Consider the following 17,030-nt stretch of genomic DNA (forward strand, 5'->3'; position numbering starts at 1 on the left):
GTCTGACCAGTTCTTTTTCAACAATTCTCTGAAAACCTCTTGACAAAAGACTTACAGCCTTAACTTGTCACCAATGGCGGCAAACCGAGCGTCATGACAAGGACAAAGCAAGTCTTTTTCCTTCGCTCTCCATTCGACTATACAGCCTTTGTGAGGACAAGTAGGATCGACAGCAGATATCGTATTAGCATCAGTGCGGACTACCAATAAAGAACCAACCGGAGATTCCTTATTGAAGATTTGACCCTCCTTATTTAATTGGGCAACAGTTCCAGCAGCAATGAACCCGTCAGAACGTGGGGTATTACCGACAGTATTCGTTGCACCTGCTAATGATTCTAATTTTTTCTCTTGTTGAGCACAAGCAGCAAGCGCTATCGGGAAAGAACTTGCTACCCAACCGACACTAAACCAGCCTAAAAAAGTCCGACGATCCATGACCCACCTACTAGGATTCTATATTTGATCTTTGAGATTTAATTTGACTTTTGTACATTTTAACACTTACGCTGATAGGACTTATGCAGAAACCTGGTTTTTACAAAAATACGCCTTTGCAGCGATGGGTATTAGTTGAAAAACCAGGTTTATTGATCCGCATAAGTCCTGACTCAAAAACCAAGTTTCTACCAACAATCGTCTGTTTAGTCGCCAAATTCATGCTCAGAAACCCGGTTTATGGTACGCAGTGCTTAGATTGAAGCTGACTTTTGTACATTGTCAAGACCCCAATCTAAAATAGCACTATTTTGATCCTGTCACCAAACACCCGATCAGGTGATTTTCTCGAACTTCCCTTTCGGTTCACCACACTCAGGGCATTTTTCAAAGTCAATTAGCGCTACCGTCAAGCCACATTCTGGACAGACATAGAAAGTCTTGCTTCCTCCTTTCCAAGCTGCTAAGTTATTGCTAGCCGCGCTATAGAATTTAGCGTGTCCTTTCTCAGCTTCTACCGCAAATTCAAAGGTGCGTACAGCAGGTTTCTTTCCTTCTTTTTGTGCCTGAGCAATGAATTGCGGATACATAGTATCTCGCTCATAAGACTCCCCTTTAATAGCTTCTTGCAGGTTTTCCTTGGTAGATTTCACCAGGGGCGTTTCAATTTTATTTTGGGGAGTCGCTCCCATTTGACGAATCACGACTGCGTGATTGTCCCGGTGAATTTGCTCCGCCCGCGCTGTGGCGCGGAATAAGCTTGCTACTTGTCCATAGCCTTCTTCTTGTGCTTTTTTAGCAAAGGCTAAATAGCGGACGTTAGCATTAGATTCGCCGTTGTAAGCTGCTTGTAAATTTTTCAGAGTTGGCGACTGTGCTTGGGCAATTTTCTGGGTTGGTTTTGCCTCTGTTGGTGCAGCTAAACCTGGGGATTGCTGCGTACTAATAACGATGGGGACAAAAGCCACTGCTGTTAGGCAAACAGTAGCAAAAGCTGTTCCAAAAATGCTGCGAATTTTCGCTGAGTGACTCATAGTTTAGTTCCTATTCTTTAAGGCGATGCGATCGTGAAAGTCAACTACTATTAAAAAATCAGTAACCTTAGTCAGATTAGTTGCTTGATGCTGTTTTCTTACCCGACTCATCTTATATTTTAAAATATAAAAGTAAAGAAGTCGGAAAGAACGCTAATTAATTTCTGGTTTAATCGTTCTCTCCATCTGTTTTTGGCTGGCGACGTTTCCGAAAAATACCAGTCATATTGATTCCCGTCACCAGCAGCAAAATCACACCCAAACCCACCAAAAACACATAAATTGGCATCAAAAAATCTCCCAAATATTCTCCTTGGTGGATATTCAGAAAAACTTCTCCTACCTCTTTCGGCATCTTAAACCAACTTCTGCCAACTCGATAGATTACACCTGTCACCGTACTGACTGTTAAAGGCAATAAAATAATCGGTGCAGCAATACGGTGAACCTTACGAAAATCAAGTTTAGCACCTGGTCTTTCAGGGCGTGCGCCACCAAAAAATTTGGTCATCGTCAAACCAGTGACTATCAGCCCAATCACTCCCAAAGCCAGCAAAAGCACATAAAATGGTCTGAGTTCCTTTCCGAGATAGCTTCCTTGGTGAATCACCATAAAAATCTCGGCAGCATCATCTTCTATACCAAACCAACTTTGTGCGAGCCGATAGGTAACACCAGTTAATGCAGTCAATAGTAAAGGTATGAAAATAATCGGTGCAACTTGGCGGTGAAGTTTGCGAAAATTAATGCTAGCCATCTATTTATTCTCCTATTTTTTAGAGGTTTTGTTGTTGACAAATCAGATTGTCTTGGACGCACGGGTAGGCAGAAACCGGGTTTTTACGAAAATATTTCGCGATCACCCGCAGATTCGGTAAAAAACCCGGTTTCTTTGGTCAAAATGGGTAATTCATGTTATAAAAAAACGGGTTTAGCGCAATTATTACAATTAGGAAAAAGTGAAATCAGTCGCGTTAATATTTCCAGCATTAACTCCTTTCAACACTGCCAAATATTGACCGGTACTTGCTATCTGCAACAGAGTATCGCTAGCATAAATTCCAGTTCCTTGAGTGATATTAATGTTAGAAATTCCTAAGCCATCTTTCAACTTCAGTATGTCTGCGCCTTTTTGAAAGTCCGTGATGATATCAGCGAGATCGAAAATATTTGCAGCCGATCGCCCTTCCAGCTCAAATAAATCCAAACCCATGCCGCCGGTCAGAATATCTTTACCCTTCCCTCCATCAACGATATCATTTCCTGTACCGCCGCTAAGTGCGTCAAAACCCTTGCCGCCTTCTAGTTTATCATTGCCATTGCTGCCAGTCAGAACATCATTGCCCTTGCCTCCTTTTAAAGCAATATTATTGCCAAGAATTCCTGTCAAGCTGTCATCACTATCTGTACCTTTAATTTCATTCTCGTAGAAATGGCCGTCACTTTCGTATCCATAATTACTAACACTCCCTGAAGTACCAGTTTGATGACCATTTTGGTATCCATCATTGCTGTTACCATTTTGGTATCCATCATTGCTGCTGCTACTTATGTACCCAGAATTGCTGTCACCATTTTTGTATACATCATCGTTGCGACTACTTGTGTACCCAGAATTGCTGTTGCCGATGTTGTTACCGCTGTCATCACCACTTTCGTAGCCAGAATTGCTGTCACCACTTTCGTAACGGCTGTCATCGCCACTTTCGTAGCCAGAATTGCTGTCACCACTTTCGCCACTTTCGCCAATTGAGAGTTGGTATCTCTCCGATGATACTCGATCGACATCGATAGAATTGTCTTGTGTCACATAAGACTGTCCCACGCCTGTCCAAATTTTAGTTTGGTTGCTCATCTGTTAGATCCTGGTTGTTTAACTCATCTACAATTACTGTGACAAAACAAAGTAAAGAACTCGGAAAGACCTAAAATTTATTTCATCCGCTTCCAAAACCTCCTCAATAGTCCTGGACGCACGACATCTATATCTCGTGTGAATGTAGGGGCAATTCCCCCGGTGGTTGCCCTTATCCCTTGGTCTCTTGCGTAAGTCCTGCTCAACCTAAACGTCAGCCCATTTTCGTAGCAAATTAGCAATGCTTTTGGATAGCAAGTCAAACTCCGCTGTCTTTCCCGACTTCTGAAAAAGGGTATCGCGAACCGTATCCAAATCAAATAGGATTTCTCGATTGTGAGCATCCCGAACTAAACTCTGCACCCAAGTCACCGCCGCTAGTCTTTCACCTTCAGTGACAGGTTCCACGCGATGTAAGGTTGTAGTAGGATAAACAACCATTGAACCAGCATCAAGTTTAAAAGCTTGTTCGCCTTGGGTACTTTCAATCACTAATTCCCCGCCCGTATAAGTTGCAGGATCGCTGAGAAATAGAGTGAGAGATAAATCCGATCGCATTAGTTCTTCATCTCCCATAATCGCATTATCAATATGTGTCCCGTAGTACATTCCTCCTTGATAGCGACTAAACATAATGGGACGAATTGCTTTAGGGCGCGCCGCTATTTGGAATAAAGAATTGCGTTTTAGTGCTTGATTGACTAAATTTCTGAGTTCCTGAGTTGGAGCCGCATCATTTTTTAGTTGAGCATTATTTTTTACTTGTTGGGCGTACCAACCTGCTGTTAACTTCCCATCGACAAATTCAGCATTTTTTAGGCGATCGACAATTAATCCTAGTTCTTCTGAAGTCAGAATATTGGCCATACAGATAATCATTTCGGACACTCCTACAGGTTGCTAATGGACTCGCATTGTAGCAACAATAAGGTAATGTTTATGCAAACAATTATTAGATATTTTTGGTTCTTTCCGAGTTCTTTACTTTTTTCTGGGATAGTAGCAGTAATCACCCAGAATAAGGCTTTTTGAAAGATGCAAAATAAAACTAAGATTTGGCTCGGCATTGGAGCTTGCGTTTTAACCTCTGTAGCTGGTAGTGCGATCGCATCCCAGAATGATAGCAGTGTTAATCAATTTTCCCCTATTTCTCTTTTAAGTAATGCTGCTAATTCATCGATGAGCAACAGCAAGCCGGTTAAACCGATCGTCTTAATGAGTAGCAGTGGCGGCGAACAAGGAGAAAGCGGCGAAGGAAAAAAACCAAAACGCCGGAAAAAAAGTAGTTTCACTTCTGAACTTTCCTTGACAGATAGTAATGTCACAATGACAGCTTCCAGGGGCGGGGAAAGTGGAGAAAAAGGAGAAAGCGGTGAACAAGGAGAAAGCGGTGAACAAGGAGAATCTGGGAAGAAGAGTTAAGGTTTTCTATTAATATCAACTCTTAAGCTACTGAGGAGAATTTTACTTGAAAACAGCTACCTACTCCTAGCTGACTGGTAACGCTAATTTCTCCTCGGTGGCTTTGGACAATTGCTTGGGCGATCGCCAATCCCATCCCCAAACCCCCTGCACGGCGATTTCTAGCTCGATCTGCTCTCCAAAATCTGTCGAAAACTAACTTGACATCTTCTGGAGCAATGCCGATACCAGTATCCTCTACACTCACAATTGTCGATCGGTTCTGTCTACTCAGAGAAACAGTCACACTTCCGCCCGCTGGTGTGTAATGAATTGCGTTTCCAATCAAGTTGGAAAACAAACGAGTTAACTGTGCAGCATCTCCCATTACAGACGTATCAATGGCTAAATTTGACTTGAGAATAATTTGCTTTTCTTGAGCTTGCAGTTCCCACAAATCTAGCAAATCCTCTAATAGTTCGTCTAACGGCACCGCTATCCACTCGCGGGCGATCGTGGCTGCTGGTGCATCCATTCTAGTTAATAAAAGTAAGTCTTCAACTAACTGAGTCATCTGTTTAGTAGCAGAGGCGATCGCTGCCATTTTCTTAACATCCGCTGCATGAATTCTCTCTGGATGACTCTGCATAACTTCCACAGAAGTTTTAATCGCTGTCAGCGGACTTCTCAACTCATGGGAAGCATCAGCAGTGAATTGTTTTAACTGCTGAAAACTATCCTCAATTGGCTTGAGAGATTGCTTAGTCAGCCACAAACCACCAACCGCAGTCAAGCTCATAACAATAATACTCCCATAACCCAAATTCCAGCGGAGTCTGCTGAGGACTTCTTCGACTTCTTTAGTAGATTCGCTGGTGCGAATATAACCTTTTAATTCTTTTTTTTTATCATCATAAGAAATGTAAACGGGAATTGTTCCCGACCGAATTTGCCCGTTTTGTATGGTTTGGAAACCCGCTTTTATTATTACAGGCGGTAAAGTCTTGCCGGAATTTCCTAACATTTCACCTGCTTCATTAAACCATTCTACAGATTGATCTGGTTCCCGCAGATTTTGCCAGGGAATGTCTAAGTCTCCGTCTTTGTCTAACTGGCTAGTTACTTTTTCGCGATCGAGTTCAATTTGAAAATCATCATTGCGCTGTTCACTTTCTTTGTCAGATTCATCGCCTTTTTTTTCTAGATTTTCTGAAAGATGCTGCTTTTCGATCGCAACTAAACTGTGAGAAGCTGCTTGAGCCAAAACCTCCAATCGCTGGTCTAATTCTTGATACAGACTGCTGGCAAATAATTCATAAACAGCAATAGCAGAAATTCCTAAAATAGCTACCATCACTGTTAAGTAAGATAGCAATAAACGCCATCCCAAAGCTTGAAATTGGGGATTAGAGGTTTTGGTTGAGCCGATAACCAATGCCATAAATAGTCTCAATAAAATTAGCTGGTGCACCTGCTGCTTTCAGTTTTTGCCGCAAACCCCGGAGATGAACTTTTACGGTTTCTTCTCCTGGCGAGTCTTCAAAAGCCCATATATGGTCTAGGATAGCACTCCGTGTTAAAACGCGCCCTCCTGTTCGCAGGAATAATTCGAGCAAACTGTACTCTTTTGGTGTAAAATGCAGCAAATTATCGCGATAAGTAACTTCGCAGGTATTCGGGTTTAAACGCAGATTTTCCCACTCTAATACTGGTGGTAAAGTTGTACTTCCCCGCCGCAGTAAGGCTCTAATTCTTGCTGCTAATTCTGGCAAATCAAAAGGTTTAACGACATAATCATCGGCTCCCGCATCTAATCCCATTACTTTATCATTGCTGGTGTCTCTGGCTGTTAGCATTAACACGGGGGTTTTTAAACCTTGTCGGCGCAAGCGCTGACAAAGGCTAATTCCATCTAATTTTGGCAGCATCACATCTAGCAGAATTAAGTCATAAGTAAAAGCTTCTGCAAAGTTCCAACCTTCTTGACCGTCGGCGGCTATATCTACGGCATAATGTTGGTCGGTGAGGGCTTCTGCTAATGCTTGGGCAATGCGATAGTCATCTTCTACTAACAGAATCTTCATAGCTCGCTGCTAAATACTGACTGCTGAACAGCAATATAAAGGATAATTGGCACACCTGACGGTTCCAAAGTATTTGATCTAAGTTGAGATTTATTTATCTCAATGTAGGGCGTTCGCTTTTCGGAGTATCATACAAGATCAATGGTATTTTTGCACTCTTGTTATTTATTTATGAGAAAAATCACAATATTATTGATCGCCCTACTAATTTTTGCCGCAACTCTCGAATTGCCGAAGGTGGGGCTACAACTAAGTGCGATCGCCCAAACACCAACACCCCAACCAGAAACACCTCAACCACAAATCATCCAACCACAAATACCCGAACCACCAAGACTCCAACCACCAACAACTCAACCACCAACACCCCAAACACCAACACCCCAACCAAAAGCAGAAGATCCCAAAAACCTCGGCTACGTCTCCCCAGAATTTGCTGAAAGGTTTTCCCAGCAACAAATTGACCAAATCAACGCCAACGTCGAAACCCTGTTACTAACCCAAAGCTGCGTCCGCTGTGACCTCCGAGCGATAAAATTAGTTAACATACGCTTAAAAAATGCGATCGTCACAGGAGCAGATTTATCAGATGCCAACCTCAGCGGCAGTCGCTTCGAGCTCTCAGATTTTGTCAACACCAATCTAGCTCGCACAGACTTAAGCGGAGCCGAATTAATAGGAGCCAGAATCAGCAACACCAACCTCAGAAAAGCCAACTTAACCGGGACAAATCTAGACGGTGCAGACCTGCGATTTTCCGACCTAAGAGATGCCAATCTTTCAGGTGCCAACCTCCGCAATGCTAATATAGATGGCGCTAGTATCGATCGAGCAAGCATGGCCGGAACCACAATGCCCGACGGCAGAAAAAATCAATAATATAGCCTATGGTAATCGGTAATTGGTAATTGATAATTGAGTAAGGTGCGCAGTGCGCACCCTACTAATGACTAATGACTGCTGACTGCTGACTCAAACAGCCAAAAACCTCTGGATCACCTCATCGCTTAATTCGCTAGTGCTTCCAGAAGCCACAATCCCGCCTTTTTGCATAGCATAATACCAGTCAGCTTGCCGCACAAAATGCAAATGTTGCTCCACCAACAAAACAGAAATTCCCCTAGTCGCAACTACGCGGCGCACCGCAGCTTCAATATCCAAAATAATCGACGGTTGAATCCCCTCCGTCGGTTCATCCAAAACCAGCAATTTCGGCTCACCCATCAAAGCCCTAGCAATAGCTAACTGCTGCTGCTGTCCCCCACTCAAATCACCTCCCAGGCGATCGAGCATAGTTTTCAGAACCGGAAATAACTCAAAAATTTCATCGGGAACTTCAGGATTTTTTGTCTTCGTTGGTTTCGCCTCCAAACCCAACAGGAGATTTTCTTTTACCGTCAAACGTGGAATAATTTCGCGACCTTGAGGCACATAACCAATGCCCAATTTTGCCCGCTGGTGAGTCAACTTAGAAGCAATAGACTCACCGCCAAAAGTAATTGTGCCGCTGCGGGCTGGCAGCAACCCCATCAGGGTTTTTAGCATAGTTGTTTTGCCAACACCGTTGCGGCCGATCAAACAAACCATTTGCCCCGCCGTCACGCTTAAATCGACACCGCGAAGAATGTGGCTTTCGCCGTAGTAAACATTCAAATTAGAGACTTGCAGCATATGGTTGACTGTTGACTGTTGACTGTTGATTGTTGACTAATGACTAATGACTAATGACTAATGACTAATGACTAATCTTCTGGTTTACCCAAATATACCTCAATTACTCGATCGTCATTTTGCACCTCATCCATCGTTCCTTCGCACAAAACAGAACCCTGATGCAGCACCGTCACCTTTTGAGCAATTTGCCGCACAAATTCCATATCGTGTTCTATCACTAACACCGAATGACTTTCTGCTAGCGAAATCAGCAAATCTCCAGTCAGCGCCGTTTCTTCATCAGTCAAACCAGCCACAGGTTCATCCACCAACAACAAATCGGGAGATTGCGCCACCAACATCCCAATTTCCAACCACTGCTTTTCCCCGTGAGAAAGCAAACCAGCCGGAACATCAGCTTTAGCAACCAAACCAATTGTTTCTAACAAACCGGCAACAGTGCGCTTTTCAGCTACAGGAGAAGGCTTGAACAGAGTTGGAAATACATTTTTATCGCGGTTGGAAGATAGCTCTAAATTTTCCCGCGGCGTTAAATTTAAGTAAACTCGCGGCGTTTGAAACTTGCGGCCAATACCCAGACGAGCAATCTGATATTCCGACAATTTCCGCAAATTGCGACCTTTAAAAATTACCCGCCCTTCCGTCGGCTGCACCTTCCCCGTAATCGAATCGAGAAAAGTTGTTTTCCCCGCACCGTTTGGGCCAATGATAACTCTCAGTTCCCCCGCATCCATACTAAAATTCAAACCATTGATAGCTTTAAAACCATCAAAACTAACAGTCAAATTTTCGATTTCTAATACTTTTCCATTCATAATTTTAATTCTGCAATATACAACAACGGGTTTGCCTTAGACTTGCATTGCATAAATCTTTGATTAATACGGCAACCGCCGATTTAAGGCAGATTAACACAGATAAACGCAGATATTTTTTAGAATGCAGAGCAAATGAATGTAATGGAAGTTTCTTGCAAGGTGCGTCAGCTAATAGTATTGGAAAAAACAAATAAATTTGCAGGATGACGCACCCTACCGCCGATTTATTCTAACTGAAAACTGCTAGAACTGTTCGTTACAGGAGCTGTATGTGCAGCCATAATTCGCTCAGCCAATTTCGAGAGTGGCAGACTTTGCAAATACACTTTACCAGGCCCGGTTAGCTTGACTAAAAACAAGCCTTCGCCACCAAATAAAGCATTTCTAAAGCCGCCCACAAACTGAATATCGTAATCTACAGTCGGCGCAAAAGCTACCAAACAGCCAGTGTCTGCCCGCAACACTTCACCAACTCCCAAATTCTTCTCAACTATTGTTCCTCCCGCATGAACAAAAGCGAGGCCGTCACCCTGCAATTTTTGCAGAATAAAGCCTTCTCCGCCAAAGAAACCGGCACCAAGCCGCTTGGTGAAAGCTACATCAATGTCAATACCGTTTGCCGCACAGAGAAATGAGTCTTTTTGACACAGAAATTTGCCGCCAAGTTGACCTAAATCGAGGGGAATTATTTGCCCAGGATAGGGGGCGGCAAAACCGACGCGGGCTTTGCGATTTCCGCTGTTGACAAAGGTGCTAATAAAAAAACTTTCCCCTGTCAGCATCCGTTTGAAACCTTGAAATATGCCACCACCTGTGGCTGTTTGCATCTGGATGTCGCCTTCCATGTATGTCATGGCTCCCACTTCAGCCCTCACGCCTTCTCTGGGGTCTAGCTCAATTTCGATGAGTTGCAAGTCGTCGCCGTAGATTTTGTAGTCAATAATATCTGCCATATTTTGCCCCTAAAGTTAAAGAAATGAGTAGTTTACTAAAAATCTTTGCTTGGGAATCCGCAAGAATACCGTACATCATCATTTAGCACTCAATGTTCAAGTTCTTCTTTTTCGCGCTGCACTTCGGGGTCAAGTTCCAGGCTGGGGTAAGTAGATGCGTACTTCGGTCTTCTGAACAGGGCGCGGATTTGGTCGAAACCTTGATGTTGCAGCCATCCGACTAAGCCGTCAGGCAGCACTGTGACTACTATTAGGAATAGCGCGCCTTGAAAAAATAGCCACACTTCGGGAAATTGTTCGCTTAAGAAACTCTTGCCAAAGTTGACTAGCAGTGCACCCAATATTGCGCCTGACAATGTAGCGCGACCTCCGACTGCTACCCAGATTACCATTTCAATTGAAAAGGCAATATCCATCGCTTTTGGCGAAATAATTCCCGTTTGTACGGTAAATAAAGCGCCTGCTATTCCGGCTAAACCGGCGGAAATTGCAAATACTAAAACTTTGTATCCTGTGGGATTGTAACCTGAGAAACGCAGGCGCACTTCGTCGTCGCGAATTGCTACTAGCAAGCGCCCGAAACGCCCGCTTGTCAGCCAGCGGCAGAGGGCATAACTTGCTGCTAGAAATAGTATGGTGAGAATGTAGAAAATATATTGAGTATCTCGGTTATTTACTGTGGCTCCGAACAGGGTTTTAAAGTCGGTGAGTCCGTTGGTGCCGTTAATCAGTTTTTGCTGGCCGTTAAAGAAGTTGAAAAATACAATTGTTGCTGCTTGGGTGAGAATTGAAAAGTAAACGCCTCGAATCCGATTGCGGAAGACTAAATAACCTAAAATTGCGCCCACAATGGCGGGGATGAGAACTACTGCTGCTGCTGAGAAGGGAAATGAATAGAATGGTTGCCAAAACCAGGGCAGTTCGGTGACGCCGTAGAGGTTCATAAATTCCGGCAATTGACTGCTGGCGTTTGGGGGGAATTGCAGTTTTAGGTGCATGGCGAAGGCGTAGCCGCCGATCGCAAAAAACACCCCATGCCCTAAACTAAGTAAACCCGTATATCCCCAAATTAAGTCTATACCGAGGGCTGCAATTGCTAGTGCTAAAAATCGTCCCAGTTGGTTGAGGCGAACGTCGGGGACTATTCCAGGGACGAGCAATATCAGAATTAGGGCGATCGCCCCTACAATTGCCGCTTCTTTTAGCAGTGCCTTTCGTTGTGTATTCTCCATTTTTTTTTGCGCTCAAAGCTGTAGTTTTTAATTTTCAACAGTGCGTCCTTTTTGCGGAAAAATCCCTCCCGGCTTCACTTGCAGAAAAGCAATAATTAAGGCGAATACCATTACTTTTGCCATGCTGGTTGTGGCAAAAAATGTGAAGAAATCAGCTAAAGGCTTGACGGGAGCCAGCATTAATGCTATTGTTCCCGAACCGATGAGGTAATTTGCAGTGCCGATCGCCATCGCAGCAACTACACTCCCCACAATCTTGCCGACACCGCCCACAACCACAACCATAAAGGTATCGACTATATAATTTTGTCCGGTATTTGACCCTACGGAACCGATCAGACTAATCGCGCACCCAGCGACACCGGCCAACCCCGAACCCAAAGCAAAAGTCAGCGCGTCTACTTTTTCGGTAGGAATTCCCAAACACGCGCTCATGCTGCGATTTTGCGTCACAGCGCGAATCCGAAGTCCCCACACAGACTTTTGCAAAAATAAGTAAATTCCCGCCAAACAAATTCCTGTCAGCACAATAATAAAAATTCGGGCGTAGGGCAACTGGAAATTGCCCAGCGGGATGCCGCCGCGCAGCCATGCAGGCGCAGTTACGTCCACATTTTGAGCGCCAAACCAAGGTTTAGTTACTGCCAGTTGGTAAGTTTGCCCTAAAAGTGCGCTCACCGCCCAGGAAATACCCAAAGACAGAGGCAAAATGATGGCGATAATTTTGCTGCGAATGCGATCGAAATCGGGGCGCCGCTTTAGCACCTGCAATGCGCCAAAAAACAGCAAACAAAACACCGCAATTCCTGTCACCAGCACCCAACTCACGCTGCGGACAAACTGCTGCAAAATTAAACTAACACCCCAAGTTGCCAGCAGAGTTTCTAGCGGGCGCCCGTAAAGATAGCGGATCACTCCGCGTTCTAGAATTAATCCTACCAGTGCCGCCACTAAGAAGGCTAAAGGCAAGGCAAAAAGAATATAGGTTTCAAAGGCGAATCCTCCGATACCTTTAAACACGTTCTGCACTACAAAGGTTGTATAAGCTCCCAGCATCATCAACTCGCCGTGAGCCATATTAATCACGCCCATCAGCCCGAAAATAATCGCCAATCCCAAAGCTGCAATTAACAAAACAGCGCCGATGCTAATGCCGTTAAATAAACCGTCCAATATCGCCACTTTTGTTACTCCTGCATCAAGTCGGTTAACTTCGTTCGCGGATAATTAGGGGCTGGTTCTATCCAATTGGTGTCAACTTAGAACTAAAACCCTCTGTATATCTCGCTTGTCGCCGAGTCTCGATCCCCCCTAAATCCCCCTTCTTAAGGGGGACGAAAGAAGACTCCAGTTCGCCCTTCTTAAGGGGAGTAGGGTTGACGAAAGAAGACTCCAGTTCCCCCTTATTAAGGGAGTAGGGATTGACTTTGAATGCTCTTACTCCCCCCTTATTAAGGGGGCCGGGGGGGCCCTCCGGGTTGAAAGACACGCCCTAGGGGGATCAAAGATACGTTGCCAACGTTAACAAAATTGGTATTACCTACTTAGGTCGCTTTGAATTTGCCGCCTTTTGCGGGGTCTGACCAATCGCAAGAAAAGCCTTTTGTTTCAGCGACAAACTGATTCCAAGGCACCGGTTTCACTGCTTCTGGCGTAGCATAAGCGATGTTAAACAAACCGTCGTCTCTCACTTCGCCCAACCTCACAAATTTAGAGATGTGGTGGTTGCTTTCCATCGTAACTTTGCCCTCCGGCGCGTCAAAAGTTTGACCCAAAGCTGCTGCCCGCACTTTTTCCAAATCGTCGGCTGTCCCTGCTTTTTCGACGGCTTGCTTCCAGAGGTAAACCATGATGTAAGCTGCTTCCATCGGGTCGTTAGTCACTCTATCTTTGCCGTATTTTGCCTTGAAAGCTTCGACAAATTTTGTGTTGGCGGGAGATTCCACAGTCATGAAGTAATTCCAGGCGGCATAATGACCTTTAAGATATTCTACGCCGATCGCCTTTACTTCTTCTTCCGCAATACTGACCGACATTGACGGATATTTGTCAGGCCCCAAACCTGCACCCTGCAACTGTTTGAAAAAGGCTACGTTGCTGTCACCGTTGAGGGAATTGAAAATGACACCCCCGTCTGGCAAAGCTGCCTTAATTTTAGTAATAATTGGCGTGACTTCTGTCCCGCCCAAAGGGATGTAATCTTCCCCAACTAATTCGCCGCCTTTGGCTGCTAGCTGTGCCTTGATAATGGTATTTGCCGTGCGGGGGAAAACGTAGTCTGACCCGACTAAGAAGAATTTTTTCCCTTTATTTTCTAGCAGCCAGTCAACTGCTGGTTCGATTTGCTGGTTCGGCGCTGCCCCAGTATAAAAGATGTTCTTGGAACACTCTTGACCCTCGTATTGTACGGGATACCAGAGCATATGATTTTTTTCTTCAAATACCGGCAATACTGCTTTGCGGCTGGCGGAAGTCCAGCATCCGAAGACGGTGACGACTTTATCTTGGTCGATCAATTTTTTGGCTTTTTCGGCAAAAGTCGGCCAGTCTGAGTTGCCGTCTTCTATTACTGCTTCGATTTGTTTTCCGAGGACACCCCCAGCTTTATTAATTTCTTCGATCGCTAATTGTTCGGCATCGACAACACTTTTTTCGCTGATTGACATTGTGCCGCTCAAGGAATGCAAAATTCCTACTTTGATCGTGTTTCCACTGCTTGCTGCTGGTGGTGTAGTTCCTGTTGATGTGGGAGAAGCGGCTGGAGTTGCTGTTGGAGTGGGAGTTCTACAAGCTTTGAGAAATAAACTTGATGTTAGGGTAGCAGAACCGTATAAAAGAAATTTCCGCCGATCGAATCGCTTTGCCATTTTTTCTTGTTACTCTTGAATAGATGAGTCAGATGATTGAGAATAATAACACATAGCGACTTGATATTAAGACTCAGTGCATAAGACAGTTGTATGTTTAGCTACAAAACTTATTGTTTTTCACAAAATGAATGCTTTGTGGGGATTGACGGCAACTGCGGCAGAAACCCGGCTGATACTATGTTAGATGTTAGATTTTAGATTTGAGCTTCACTGATGAAATAAGGGTTTGGTGCACGGGCCTACCGTTGCATTCTGTTCTGAAACCGGGTTTAGACACCAAAATACGTCTTTTCAGCAATTAGTGTGAAATTAGAAACCGGGTTTCTTTACATAACTTATCTTATTGATGCTACGAGTTAGGCAGAAACCGGGCCGATCGCACTTCGCTTTAAACTCAAAGCGAAGTGCGATCGTCACTTGTAGAAATGCCCCTGATTTATGGAGAATAGCGGACTCGAACCGCTGGCCTCTGCGGTGCGATCGCAGCGCTCTACCAACTGAGCTAATTCCCCTGATTGAGTTTTAATTTAGCATTTTAGATGGGGGATTGCCGAATCTAAAAGGCTTACAGGTCTTGCTGGCTCTCACGTCCGCAGACCGTGACCTACACTAGCACGTAACTGCTAAAAAGGTCAAGTTTTTTCCGCAGCCGGCTCAGCGGGAGCGATCGAGCAAAGTTGGGCCACTCTGTCCAACTCTAAATCAGCAAAATAGTCCACCGTCCAATTAGCTTGGCGCTGGATCATGTGAAACGGGTAAGTGTGAGTCACTCCCGCAACTTGAATCCCCGCTTTTTTCGCCGCTTCAATCCCCGCAAAAGTATCTTCTACCGCCAAACACTCGATCGGTTGCAGGTTAAAGTCGGGATATTTCTGGTTGAGAAGTTCCACAGCCAATAGATAGCCGTCGGGTGCTGGTTTGCTCGCCGTCAAGTCGTCGCCTGCGACAATTAACTCAAAGTTTGCTGCCAAACCTGCCCGATCTAACACCAATTCTATATCCGATCGCATTGCCCCGCTAACTACGGCCATTTTCAGTCCTGCGATCCGAATTTTGGCAATAAATTCTGCCAAACCCGGATAAATTGGCAGTTTCTCCAAAGTATCTATTTGAGCTTTGTAAGCTTCGGCCTTGCTCCGCAGCAGTCGATCGAGGTATGTTTCTGTTAGATATCGTCCCCGGCGCTGGAGCAGTTCGGTAATGCAAGCGCGATCGCTCCTTCCCAAACAAATTTCTCGAAACTCCCCGCGTTTGAGCTGGAGATTTTCATCTAGCATCAATCGATCGATTATTTTCTCGTGAATCGGCTCGTCATTAATAATAACGCCATTAAAATCAAATAGAACTGCTTTTAGAGTCATTAGTCATTAGTCATTAGTCATTGGTCATTCGTTATTGGTCATTAGTCATTAGTTATTGGTCATTGGTCATTGGTCATTGGTCATCAGTCATTAGTTTGTCAACAGTTAATACATCAAGCGGGTGCTGGAATGCCCGGTAAATCGCCATCAAAATCAGGAGTTCGATCGCCCAAATTCCACCCCCTCGCCACCCGCACCTGTTCCAAATCTTCCCCAGGCAAAGGTTTCACGCCCTGCGTCACCTGATGCACCCACCAGTGTTCGTGAGTTTGCACCGCCGCGAATCCAGCAGCCCCCGCCCAAGCATCGACGCAGCCAGCCGCGTAAGACTTAATATAAGGCTCTTCAAAGATATCAGTCAGCCACTCTGTCTGCCGCAAAGTTTTTTGATTTCCGTCCAAAATTGCCACTTGTCCCCCAACCTTCAGCAGTCGGAAGCTTTCTCGCAAAATTGCCCGCGATACAGCAGGCGGCGTCTCGTGAAACAGCAAGGAAGCAGCGACTAAATCGAAGCTGGCGTCAGCAAAAGCAACGCTTTCGGCATTTCCGTGCAACCACTCGATTTTTAAGCCGGCTTTTTGCGCTTTCATGGAGGCGACTACCAGCATATAAGGCGACAAGTCCAGCCCGACAACTTCCGCTTCGGGAAAAGCCTGCTTGAGCATGAGCGTTGTCGAACCGGTGCCGCATCCCAAATCGATAATTCGGCGCGGTTTCACCCGCACAGCGTCAATTAAGCCTTGCCTGACTACTGTTTCGTGGGGAGGCAAGACGTATTGCGTGATTGGATCGTAAGAAACGGCGGCAGTGGGGTTGAGGTAGCCGCCTTTAATGCCGTGAAAGTTTTGGCTGCTGTAATATTCGGGATAAACTAGGTCGGGTTGTCGGTAGCGATCGCCCGCTGTTTCCCAGTCGATACCTTCGTAGAGTCGTTTCAGTGCTTCTTCGTCGATCGCCAGTCGAATCAGGGGCGACAAAAAGCGCTCGAAAATTGTATCCTTGCCAACAGCCATAAAACTCCTTTAACAAAAACTCTTCTAATTTTAGCCAACGGCAGTCAGTCGATTTTAGATTTTAGATTTTAGATTTTAGATTTACTTGCAGCTTTGAATCTGGGAGATTGAACCAGGGTCTAAAATTTTGGGCGGCCCGCGACGAGTGTCGGAAACTTGTATCCGTTTTTGGGCCGGGGTCAACTTAGCATTCATTAAAGCTCCCTTACTTCCCTTACACTCAGTCGATTTTAGATTTTAGATTTTAGATTTTAGATTTACTTGCAGCTTTGAATCTGGGAGATTGAACCAGGGTCT

The 17,030-nt window shown here is 44.9% G+C and carries 17 protein-coding genes and 1 tRNA gene; 2 read left to right on the forward strand and 16 right to left on the reverse strand.

Annotated elements, in window-relative coordinates; all coding sequences use genetic code 11:
• Positions 1-51: 51 nt before the first annotated feature.
• The 5 genes from QUB70_RS22365 to QUB70_RS22385 form a co-directional block, all read right to left on the reverse strand.
• A complete protein-coding gene (locus tag QUB70_RS22365) occupies positions 52-438 on the reverse strand; it encodes a Rieske 2Fe-2S domain-containing protein (protein WP_332983518.1) in 387 nt (128 codons plus the stop codon).
• Between the two features lie 335 nt (positions 439-773).
• Entirely contained in the window at positions 774-1,472 is a 699-nt protein-coding gene (locus QUB70_RS22370; protein ID WP_332983519.1) for a rubrerythrin family protein, read from the reverse strand.
• Positions 1,473-1,641: 169 nt separating this feature from the next.
• Entirely contained in the window at positions 1,642-2,229 is a 588-nt protein-coding gene (locus tag QUB70_RS22375; protein WP_332983520.1) for a PepSY domain-containing protein, read from the reverse strand.
• Positions 2,230-2,421: 192 nt separating this feature from the next.
• A complete protein-coding gene (locus tag QUB70_RS22380) occupies positions 2,422-3,327 on the reverse strand; it encodes a calcium-binding protein (protein WP_332983521.1) in 906 nt (301 codons plus the stop codon).
• Between the two features lie 207 nt (positions 3,328-3,534).
• Entirely contained in the window at positions 3,535-4,194 is a 660-nt protein-coding gene (locus QUB70_RS22385; protein ID WP_332983522.1) for a Fe2+-dependent dioxygenase, read from the reverse strand.
• A 168-nt stretch (positions 4,195-4,362) separates the two neighbouring features.
• On the opposite strand from QUB70_RS22385, the gene QUB70_RS22390 reads away from it, so the two are divergent.
• Positions 4,363-4,749 (forward strand): collagen-like protein, encoded by a 387-nt coding sequence (locus tag QUB70_RS22390; RefSeq protein WP_332983523.1) that lies wholly within the window; start codon positions 4,363-4,365, stop codon positions 4,747-4,749.
• A gap of 22 nt (positions 4,750-4,771) precedes the next feature.
• On the opposite strand, the gene QUB70_RS22395 is transcribed toward QUB70_RS22390, so the two are convergent.
• Entirely contained in the window at positions 4,772-6,169 is a 1,398-nt protein-coding gene (locus tag QUB70_RS22395) for a sensor histidine kinase (protein WP_332983524.1), read from the reverse strand.
• The gene (locus QUB70_RS22400) at positions 6,135-6,812 is read right to left on the reverse strand and encodes a response regulator transcription factor (RefSeq protein ID WP_332983525.1); all 678 of its coding nucleotides are present in this window, start codon (positions 6,810-6,812) and stop codon (positions 6,135-6,137) included. The genes QUB70_RS22395 and QUB70_RS22400 overlap by 35 nt, the downstream gene beginning before the upstream one ends.
• Before the next feature lie 171 nt (positions 6,813-6,983).
• Between QUB70_RS22400 and QUB70_RS22405 the strand changes: the two genes are divergently transcribed.
• Complete coding sequence (locus QUB70_RS22405; RefSeq protein ID WP_332983527.1) at positions 6,984-7,691, forward strand: pentapeptide repeat-containing protein; 708 nt, start codon at positions 6,984-6,986, stop codon at positions 7,689-7,691.
• Positions 7,692-7,784: 93 nt separating this feature from the next.
• On the opposite strand, the gene urtE is transcribed toward QUB70_RS22405, so the two are convergent.
• The 9 genes from urtE to QUB70_RS22450 all read right to left on the reverse strand — a co-directional run bounded on the left by urtE (position 7,785) and on the right by QUB70_RS22450 (position 16,733).
• Complete coding sequence (gene urtE / locus QUB70_RS22410; RefSeq protein WP_332983528.1) at positions 7,785-8,483, reverse strand: urea ABC transporter ATP-binding subunit UrtE; 699 nt, start codon at positions 8,481-8,483, stop codon at positions 7,785-7,787.
• A 71-nt stretch (positions 8,484-8,554) separates the two neighbouring features.
• Positions 8,555-9,301: an urea ABC transporter ATP-binding protein UrtD gene (gene urtD, locus QUB70_RS22415; protein WP_332983529.1), complete on the reverse strand. Its 747-nt coding sequence runs from the start codon at positions 9,299-9,301 to the stop codon at positions 8,555-8,557.
• Positions 9,302-9,528: 227 nt separating this feature from the next.
• Positions 9,529-10,257 carry a TIGR00266 family protein gene (locus tag QUB70_RS22420; RefSeq protein WP_332983531.1) on the reverse strand — a complete coding sequence of 243 codons (729 nt, stop codon included), beginning with the start codon at positions 10,255-10,257 and terminating at the stop codon, positions 9,529-9,531.
• A gap of 89 nt (positions 10,258-10,346) precedes the next feature.
• Positions 10,347-11,489 carry an urea ABC transporter permease subunit UrtC gene (urtC, locus tag QUB70_RS22425; protein WP_332983532.1) on the reverse strand — a complete coding sequence of 381 codons (1,143 nt, stop codon included), beginning with the start codon at positions 11,487-11,489 and terminating at the stop codon, positions 10,347-10,349.
• A 27-nt stretch (positions 11,490-11,516) separates the two neighbouring features.
• Positions 11,517-12,671 (reverse strand): ABC transporter permease subunit, encoded by a 1,155-nt coding sequence (locus QUB70_RS22430; protein WP_332983533.1) that lies wholly within the window; start codon positions 12,669-12,671, stop codon positions 11,517-11,519.
• A gap of 362 nt (positions 12,672-13,033) precedes the next feature.
• Positions 13,034-14,356, reverse strand: coding sequence for an urea ABC transporter substrate-binding protein (urtA, locus tag QUB70_RS22435; protein WP_332983534.1), 1,323 nt, complete (start codon positions 14,354-14,356; stop codon positions 13,034-13,036).
• 442 nt (positions 14,357-14,798) lie between these two features.
• Positions 14,799-14,871 (reverse strand) — tRNA-Ala (locus QUB70_RS22440).
• Positions 14,872-14,991: 120 nt separating this feature from the next.
• The gene (locus tag QUB70_RS22445; RefSeq protein WP_332983535.1) at positions 14,992-15,720 is read right to left on the reverse strand and encodes an HAD family hydrolase; all 729 of its coding nucleotides are present in this window, start codon (positions 15,718-15,720) and stop codon (positions 14,992-14,994) included.
• Between the two features lie 113 nt (positions 15,721-15,833).
• On the reverse strand, positions 15,834-16,733 hold the full coding sequence (locus QUB70_RS22450; RefSeq protein WP_332983537.1) for a class I SAM-dependent methyltransferase: 900 nt from the start codon (positions 16,731-16,733) through the stop codon (positions 15,834-15,836).
• Positions 16,734-17,030 lie beyond the last annotated feature (297 nt).

Origin of the sequence: Microcoleus sp. A003_D6 (assembly GCF_036702825.1) — a bacterium.
In the GTDB taxonomy this organism is placed as follows: domain Bacteria; phylum Cyanobacteriota; class Cyanobacteriia; order Cyanobacteriales; family Microcoleaceae; genus Microcoleus.